General features: G+C 49.2%; 6 protein-coding genes. All 6 read right to left on the bottom strand.

The annotated features are described in order from the left end of the window. The coding region (locus tag C3F13_17990) for a hypothetical protein (protein PWB49883.1) at positions 1-830 on the bottom strand (830 nt) is incomplete at its 3' end. A gap of 13 nt (positions 831-843) precedes the next feature. Further along, positions 844-3,831 (bottom strand): hypothetical protein, encoded by a 2,988-nt coding sequence (locus C3F13_17985; protein ID PWB49882.1) that lies wholly within the window; start codon positions 3,829-3,831, stop codon positions 844-846. A 73-nt stretch (positions 3,832-3,904) separates the two neighbouring features. Beyond that, the gene (locus C3F13_17980; protein ID PWB49881.1) at positions 3,905-5,545 is read right to left on the bottom strand and encodes a hypothetical protein; all 1,641 of its coding nucleotides are present in this window, start codon (positions 5,543-5,545) and stop codon (positions 3,905-3,907) included. Between the two features lie 2 nt (positions 5,546-5,547). Next, positions 5,548-6,561, bottom strand: coding sequence for a hypothetical protein (locus tag C3F13_17975; GenBank protein ID PWB49880.1), 1,014 nt, complete (start codon positions 6,559-6,561; stop codon positions 5,548-5,550). 191 nt (positions 6,562-6,752) lie between these two features. Next, on the bottom strand, positions 6,753-8,318 hold the full coding sequence (locus tag C3F13_17970; GenBank protein ID PWB49879.1) for a hypothetical protein: 1,566 nt from the start codon (positions 8,316-8,318) through the stop codon (positions 6,753-6,755). 277 nt (positions 8,319-8,595) lie between these two features. Further along, positions 8,596-9,089, bottom strand: a 494-nt coding sequence (locus C3F13_17965) for a hypothetical protein (protein PWB49878.1), incomplete at its 5' end; no start/stop codon positions are given.

Here is a 9,089-nt window from a genome sequence, read left to right as displayed (position 1 = left end):
GAGACGATCCGGGTCCCATCCGGGCTGAATGCAACAGCCCTGACCTGCCAGGTGTGGCCGCTCAGGGTGCGCAGCTCCTGCCCGTTGGCTGCCTCCCAAAGCTTGAGCGTCTTGTCCCCGCCAGCGGAGATGATCCGGGTTCCATCCGGGCTGAAGGCAACAGCAAAGTAGACAGCTCCAGTATGGGCGCTCAGGGTGCGAAGTGCCTGCCCACTGGCGGCATCCCACAGCCTCAGCGTCTTGTCCATGCTGGCGGAGACAATCCTGCTTCCATTCGGGCTGAATGCAACGGCTTGGACAAATTCGGTGTGGCCACTCAGTGTGCGCAGCTCCTGACCGCTGGCTGTGTCCCACAGCCTGAGCGTCTTGTCCCTGCTGGATGAGACGATCCGGGTCCCATCCGGGCTGAAGGCACATCCTTTGATCTCATGGGTGTGACCGCTCAGGGTGTACAATTCCTGCCCGCTGGCTGCCTCCCAAAGCTTGAGCGTCTCGTCATAACTGGCAGAGACGATCCGCGTTCCATCCGGACTGAAGGCAATGCCTTCGACCCCAGCAGTGTGGCCGCTCAGGGTGCGCAGCAACTCTTCAGATTCACGGAAAGGGGTCCTGGTTTGCAGCCAGGGTCTGCGCCCAAACGAGCTGCGCTTTTCATATTCCGATGCCAGCATCTGTCCCACCGCTTCCCCTTCCCACTGCAGGCGGTTGTAAAGCTGCTGCCACAGAATCTCGGAGTGCTGGGTGAGCACATGCGCTTCACGCCGCAAGGCGCGGGAGAATGCTTTCAATACTGAGCCGTAATTTTTTGCGGCAGTTGGTGGATTCAGCATTGCTAAGCTATCCTCAAATTTCTCGCTTCACGGTAAATGGATTCAGCTTGATGGGTGCCTTGCAGGTTTCCTGAGGGCAGCGGATCACAGTATCCAGCATCTCCTTTGTGACGGGTGAGTACTTGTTGCACACCGGGCAGTACACCATCAAACCCTTGCTTGTCTCCAGTGCAGTAAGGATCAATGGGGCACGGCTTCCCATGCCACCTTCCCCGCCCGGCATGACCTGCAAGGCACGTTCATAATCCTCTTGCAGCTGCAACACACCCGTGTAGGTGTTGGCTGGGTTACCTTTATCATCGGTGCGTACCAACACGCCCACCTCGGCAGCTTTGTGCTCCAGGAACTGGAAATCAGTCAGCGTCTGGAAGACATCATCATAAAGCTCAGCCTTGGTCAGGTGATAGGGTAGCTCACTCAAACCGTGAAGGTGATTGCCTGTCCAGGTGCGGTCTCCCTGCGGGTCTGCTTTTCTGCGGAAGTAATCTGCCAGCCTTTCATGGTAAACGAGGTCTTTACGATCACTGAGGAATACTGCAGTTGATACATCACCAAGCTCCCGGTGGTAGAAATTCATTAGCGAGCTGCCATCCATCATGCGCTCAGCCAGATATGGTGCCAGGTCGAAGGACAGGCGCGACCACAACACGATGGGCAAGCGTGGCCCATCCGGTTTAGGGAGTACTTCCTTCAGGAATTGCGCCACCCGTTCGGGAGAGGTGCGGATCTCTTTCAGCCACGCTAGGGCAGCTCTTTCTTCTTCCTTGGTAGCTTCGACTTCTCTCTTCTCGATACGATTCTCGAGATTACGCCGGTATATAATCGCATTTTGGAGAAGGTCAGAGGGTAAATGGTAGGTCATGTTGAAGAACCACTCGTACACCTGCAGATCACGCGATAGCAGGTCGACCAGCTCGTCCTCCGCCAGGCCGTAACGCGAGGCTGCCAGGTAACCTAAAGCGCGCGAGAGTAGGGCTTCCCCGTGGTCTTCCTCGTGCTTCATGCGGTCGATCATGTTCTTTTCGATTATGCCCTTGACGCCAAACGCCAGCTCTTCTGGAGGTGAGTAGGATGTCCATAGGCGAGCTTCTTCGCACTCCAGCTTCAGGTAGAGGGGATTTCCTGGTGAAAGCTCAGTATCCGGCGGGGCATCTTTACATTCGAATTTATCTATCACCTGCTGGAATTGGGCAGGTTGGAGGGTGCGGTGAACACCGGACAACCACTGGGACAATAACTCGTCACCCTCCTGGCGTGAGAGACCTCCCAGGTTAAGTTCCAGCGATTGCTTCGTCTGCATGGCTTTGAGCGTATCTTCTGGACGGGTGGTGGTGATAACATGGACGTGCTCGGGGAGCTCTGATGGCAGCCAGATTAGACTGCGAGCGTTCTGGCTCTCAGAAAGCTGGTCAAGTGAGTCCAAGAAGAGGATCAGCGGTTTTTCAGGGGTGGCGAGTGCCATTCGCTTACCCAACTCAGGTACCAGGTCGTTGTAATCGGTGGGGATATCGGTTATATCCGACCCATAGCGCCGGGAGAGCTCATGGCACAGGCTGTCGAGCAGGGAGCGTCCGTCAGATGAACCCGGGGTAACGCCGATGAAACGGTAAACGATTTCCGCATTCGGATGAACTTGTTGCGCTTCCTGGATCGCCTTGGCTATCAGTGTGGATTTACCGGTGCCTCCTGCACCAACGATCGTGAGACTGCGCCTTCCACCAGCCGACAGATGACTGGCGATTTTCGCCAGGATATCCTGGCGGCCCACAAAGACTCGCAAGTGGTCCTCGGCGAACTGGCGATGAGCAAGCCCCTCAGCATCCAACGCGGCAGAGGTCTGGATACGTATAACCTCAGACTCTACCGCGACAGAATGTGGGTGCTCGATCTCACCCAGGATAATATTGGAAAGGGCGTCATAAACGTCGGCGCACAGCTGATCGATGTGATCTGTAGAGATGGTCTCTTCTCTATCGGTATCATACGTCCAGCGCGCTGAATAGGTATTGATATTATGGGGGATATACCCTTGTAGTCGAACTTTTAAAGCTCGTTGTTGTTTACCGGCATTTTCGTCAACTGTCCAATTTTCTTCATCCAAATTCTGGAAATCTTTGGCGGTGAAGTCCACCAGCACCTGGCGGATAAAGCCGACCACATCTGCCTCGGGTGTGGCTTTGGGTGTTTCCTCGATGGCACGCTTGATCGCATTGGCAAACTCCCTGGCAGATGAATACGATGGATTTGCCAAAATTAATTGAACCAGTGCCTCGCCGGTGCTGCTTAAGCCGGATGGAAAATTATCGAGCAGCCGCTTTTGAGCCAGGGTTCGGAAAGCTTGGGCATTAAACCCCAAGGGTAGATCCTCCAGGCTGCGGAAGAAGCAGAACACGTGCTCCGGGGCTTCCTTCACCAAGGCTCCTGCTGCGATCTCCTGCTCAGTGGCAGAGGCAGTGTAGAAAAGCAATCTTTGGGGAGGGAAACCCACCTCCAGGGAGGCTTGTGCCAGGATCCTCTGCAGGCGCGCTTCGACCGGCTGCCAGTTATCATAAGCCTCATAAGGTCTGCCTTTCAAGCGCGGTTTTAAACGCCACTCGGGTGGCACGGCATTTTCATCCAGACGATACCATTCGTTCAGGAGTGTCAGGTCTGACTGGCTCTTGATTGTATCCTTGATTTCTCGGAACTCACTATTTGGGATCTGTGCTGGTGGCGGGCACCAGCCGTAGCGATCTCCCAGGAGGACAATGAAATTGGGGCGGGGTGAAATCTGCTGGCAGCGGGCGATCTCACCCAGGCAGATGGACATGGCTTGCTGGTCGAGCGAAGCTTCTTCACTGACCCCCCAACGCAGGTCGATAGGCTGAAAGCGTGCCCCATGCTTTTGGCACAATGTTCGCAGCCGGGGGAAGACCCGTTCCTGGAGCGCATTCCGTTCAGGTTTCAGGTCACTGAAGGTGGAGCTAATGAACACACGGAAAGTTTTACTGGTTTGAGTCATGTTTTACCTACCTTTATTGAATATCAGATAAATGCCGCTGATGCGATTTTATTATTCCTCATACACATGCCTTTTATTGCGGTTCACTAAAAATGAATAAACCCCGCGAACTATCAGTGACAAATACCAAATCACCTACCGCTGTGATAGAGGAAGCCGCATCCAGGTCTGGATACACAGCAATTTTCCACGGGTTCGCAGGGTCGCTAACGTCAACAGCGATGACACCACTCTCCAAAACTTGAGTCCAGGTACCGTTGTCTACCCCAAAATTATAGGTCAGGTAGGCGATATCCCCATTCACGGCTATATCCAGAAGGGTTTGGCGTGTTGCGCTTCCAGACGGTATCAGGTCGTAATTGCCTACCAGCTCCTGGAACTGTCCCAACTTAATCGGTCTTGCAGGGTTACTAATGTCAAGGATGCTCATCCCTGAATTCCAGCCAGCGATATAAGCAATGTGGTCTTGAATTACTATCCCTGATCCCCACCCAGTGTCGAAACCTCCGATCTCTGTTGAGGCAGAGGGATCGTGGACATCGATCACATCCAGCTGATTGGCCTGAAGATAAGCAATGCTGTCTGCAACGGCGACACCGGGGCTGGAAATGTTGGAGAAGATTGAATACTCTCCACTGGTTGCTGGTTGCGATGGCACACTCACATCGACTATGATCAACCTGTCATTGGCAGTCAGGTAAACCATCTGATCGGATACTGCCATATTGCTAAGGGTCTGATGCGTAAAATCACCTTCAGGTGTATATTCACCTAGCATTTGGGGGATTGAGGGATTCATGACCGCCAGGAGGACAAGTCTATCCTTCAATGCTGTGGCGTCTTTTACCAATCCCTGTTCGACCACATAGGCAATATCGTCAACCACCACCACGTTTTGTGTGTTTTCCAGTGGATAGGCACCAATTTCTTGCGGATCAGAGGGATCACTGACATCGATAATGAGCAACCCATCTTCTGCGTTGGCGATATAGGCGGTGTTATTCAAAACGAACACATTTCGTGCTTCTCGAGAAGTTGGGAAGCTGCCAATCTGGTGAAATGCCGGCTCAGTTGTCGGGGATTGTGTTGAGGTTGGTTTTAATTGCAATGTTGTTGTTGTCAGCAGTTCGATCCCCATTGTTGAAGATTGGGGCGTATCAGGCAGAAGCCTGGGTATTATCAACGAGGCTGTAACGATAAAAATTGCCGCGACGATTATAAGAGATCCTATCCAGATTGGCTTCCAGCGACGGGCGGGTACAGCGGATTTGGTTATCGGGGTGCTGATACTACCTACGTTAGATTCTCCTTCTCCGGACATGAAACGTTGGAGTGTCGTGACTAGCTTTTCAATATGCCGTTCAAGAGGTGGCGTAATCGCATCTAGCCAGTGCTCTGTGGAAAGAAAGTATGCCATTGCACCGGTGGGATCAATATTCTCAATGCGGAAGGGAATTATGATGACACTATTAGCCACAGCCCGCTCTACTTCACGAACAACCTGTTTCGACCGGTTTGAATTACCGGAGAGAATGATGACCATGAATCGACTTCCCTCAATGGCGCTGATAATGGCTTCGCCCCAGGAACTTCCCGGAGCGATATCTCGTGGGGCAACCCAGCAACGAATCCCTTTATGCTCAAGCCCGGCTACAACCGCGTCAGCGACAGGCTTGTCCTTGTTTGAATAGCTGACGAAAACGTCATGGGACATGATTATTCCCCTAAGCCGCAACTTAAGCTTTTGATTTTTATATTTGAATAAGTTACATCTCCTAACATTTCCCAGGTTTTAGACAGCCCAATCCTTCCCCGACGGTTTACTTCCGAGAGAGCGAAAAAGGTGGAAGCCACTTTTTCACCATCAAGATATAAGCTAGCCTTATCACCAACGATCTCGATCAGGACAGAATAAACGTGATTTCGAAAATCCACATTCGCAGCGGTCAATACCAACCAGTTTTCACCCTGGTGGTATGTTGAATGTTTCTCTAATTTATAATACCCTTTTCCAAAGGTGAAAAGCAGGCTCCCTTGTGTAAAGCCCATGCCATTTCCATAAACGATGACTTGACATTCCGCGTCTTTCTCCTGACTGGCTACGTTTAAACTGATCGATATGTCACCTTCAACAATTTCTTCTGACCATGCAATCGTGTCCGGTGGTTGGTTGACCGAAATATAAATCCCATCTGCTGGTTGGCGCCATAATTTTTCATTTGGGATATTAAATTTTATTGTTCTCCACTCCCCCATAACCGAAGAGGACCCTTGCTTTTGGGTAGTTTTCTCAACCACTGTAACAGTTGCTTCAGACGGTTTTCCCTTGACAGAAAGTAAAGCCTGGACTGAACTGGTTAATTCTCCGAGATGTTTTTCCAATGGTGGGCTCATTGCGTCTAGCCAGTGGAGTGACTTGATGTAATAACGCATCGCCTGGGTAGGTTCGATATCTTCAATACGCAAGGGGATGATGGGAATACCCATTTCGACGGCTTCAGCTACCTCGCGAATAACCTGCTTCGAAATATTAGAGTATTTAGAAAGAACGAGGACGAAAATCAAGCTATTATCGATGGCATTCACAAGGATTGAAGCCCAATCATATCCAGGAGGAACGTCACGGGGTGCTATCCAGCAACGGATACCCTTGTTCTCAAGCCGGGCAACAACTGCATCAGCGACAGGCTTGTCTTTATTTGAGTAACTGACGAAAACGTCATGGGCCATTCTGTTTTCCTCGATGGGTTAATTCAATAGAGGAATGTTCCGACACAGTTTTCCCTAAATGGATCGGCATATAATCCTAAGTGATTTAACTGCCACTGCGAGATGAACTCGAAAAATCCGCTCATTAAGTTGGTATCCCACAGCTGCGCACGATTGCAGTAGAGCAAGTCGGTGTAATTTAAGCCCATATACTATCCACGAATGGATTTTGCCAACGCATCAAAGTGGTTTTCAATAGGTGATTGATATGCATCCAGCCAATGTCTCGAAGAGAGCATTAGTTCCAATGAACCAGTGGGTAATATATTTTCAATCCGGATGGGAATAATGGTCAGCTTTTTGGAAACGGCTCGTTCAACTTCCTGCATGACCTGGTCCGATTCATTGGCAGCTTCTGAAAAGATCACCACCATAGTCCGGCAGATATTTAGAGCCCTAATAATGGCTTCCGGGTAAGGTGTTCCTGGTTGAATGTTTCTAGGAGCGATCCAGCATTGAATACCCCTGCTTTCTAAACCACTGACTAATAGGTCAGCTTCCGACTTATCATGGCTGGAATGACTAACAAAGACTACAAAATTAGCTGGACCGGAGGGTTCATTTACAAGAGGATCTGTGGATTTGTTTGCAGCAGTCACGGCCTGCAGTCCTGGAGGGTTTTCCTCTTGTATATACTTTAGCAAACAGAGCAGATTTATTTTATAGTTACCATCGCATTCCTTTATTAACCCTCTTTTGATTAGATTGATAAATGAAGCCTTGAACTCACTATCCTCAAGTAAATCAGCCAGGGTGGAAGGAGAAGAGTGTTTTGCTTTGTTTATGGGGGCTACAGCTCGAAGCAGTGTTTGCTCCCTTTGATCGCACACCGACCAGAGGTCCTTGAGGTGAGGTAAGGATTGCTGATAATAATTGTTGAGCATCAGCTCGAATAGGTCATTGCCTTTTAACCCTTGGTTTTTCCCGTGAAACCAATAATAACCTGCCATTTGAAGAAAATATGGATGTCCATCACCCAACTCTGCAATGTATTCCTTTTCTTCTTTCAAATATGATAAACCTGATTTATTTAGGTACATCTCAAGCATCTCATTAGAATCCTCTGTTGAGAAAGGTCGTAGGTGAACGGTCGCAAAGATGTTAAAAAAAGGTGAACCTTTAATACTTTCTGTATGACATAGATCAGATAATTCGTGCCTAGTAGCAGGGATCAAGGGAAGGTTCTGGTGAATAGCCAGGCTCCGTAACCCACCAAAAAAATCCCCGCCTATATTCGGTGATTGAGTGACGTACTCAAATTCATCTATTAAAAGGACTATAATGATCCCCAAGTCCCTAATTGTCTCATAGAAATCTTCCAGATCAAATAAATCAAATTCATCCATTTGCCGATATTCTCCAGCCAGTTTTTTTTCTTCGAGATTTTGTGCTGATCGGTATATGGATGTGAAAACCCGTTTCCAGAAAATATATGGGGTTATGTTCGCTTGGCCTTGAAAATCGATGTATACCATATGATACATTTCTGGAAGAAGGCTTAGGTTAGCAGCTGAAACAGGATTGGATAAATATTTCAGCAGAGAGGTATTTCCCATTCTGCTGTCCCCTATCAGGGATGTACTTTCATGCACTGACGAGATCAACCGGCTGACGATCTGGTTGATTTCATTCTTGCGTCCGATAAATAATGTTTGATCATTTACCGGATTGCCAAATGTAAATGGGTTTTGGGGCATAGAACCCTCCGAAAGCTCCATAAATACCTCTAATCCGATGCCGATCCGTAATTTATAGCCCAGGAAATTATGAGTATCTCATCTGCAACGGATCTTCCCCAAGGGTTGTGGGAAAACTTATCTATGGCAAACTTTCCCAGTTAAATCCAGAGTAAATTTTTATAATAGCTTTTATTTTCTTTCCGTATAGAAACTCACTTCTCAATTAAATTGATAATATCAACTTCAGACCGGCTTACTTTTTACTCCGCAATAAAGCCCGAGGAGGGGATTTCTCTTCCCAGCTTTGTATATGATTTTATTTCAATTCGGGCATCTCACTTCCAGGGTTTACCATGCGATCTATTTGGAATCCGACCCGTGCAAGCAATACCGGTATCTGCTGCACCATAGTCAAACTTTTCTTCTGCTCCCCTCCATCCAGGTCATCCCAGGATACAAGGTCTGGATGGGTGCGCTTATTTTCATCCCTTTGCTCACTATAGGTCCAACCATCCGCCTCCTTTGCTTGGCGCCACAATTCGTGTTCGAGGCGAGCCATTTTTTTAATTTCCGTATCGGTAAATGGCTGCTTGTTGGCATCCCAATTCTGCAGGGGAGAGATTCGGTAACCAACTGCATTCAACAGTTGATGAATCCGGCTGGCTTGCTGCTTAGCATCTTTCAATCCTTCGGGTAATTGCTCCCAGGTTTGCCTGGTGGATGCGAATTCCGAACCCGTTCTGTAAATCTCGTGTAGATCGCGTGCCAGCATTTCATGCATACCACCCAGGATCAGCGCGGCTGAGCAGG

The organism is Anaerolineales bacterium, from assembly GCA_003105035.1.
Lineage (GTDB): Bacteria > Chloroflexota > Anaerolineae > Anaerolineales > UBA4823 > FEB-25.
Note: the sequence above shows the minus strand (reverse complement) of the source record. Positions and strands in the feature narration are given on the sequence as shown.

What these genes read in the sequence shown, in the direction of transcription:
- C3F13_17985 (PWB49882.1), bottom strand. Translation starts at nt 3,831, where the DNA reads ATGACTCAAACCAGTAAAACTTTCCGTGTGTTCATTAGCTCCACCTTC.
- C3F13_17980 (PWB49881.1), bottom strand. Translation starts at nt 5,545, where the DNA reads ATGTCCCATGACGTTTTCGTCAGCTATTCAAACAAGGACAAGCCTGTC.
- C3F13_17975 (PWB49880.1), bottom strand. Translation starts at nt 6,561, where the DNA reads ATGGCCCATGACGTTTTCGTCAGTTACTCAAATAAAGACAAGCCTGTC.
- C3F13_17970 (PWB49879.1), bottom strand. Translation starts at nt 8,318, where the DNA reads ATGGAGCTTTCGGAGGGTTCTATGCCCCAAAACCCATTTACATTTGGC.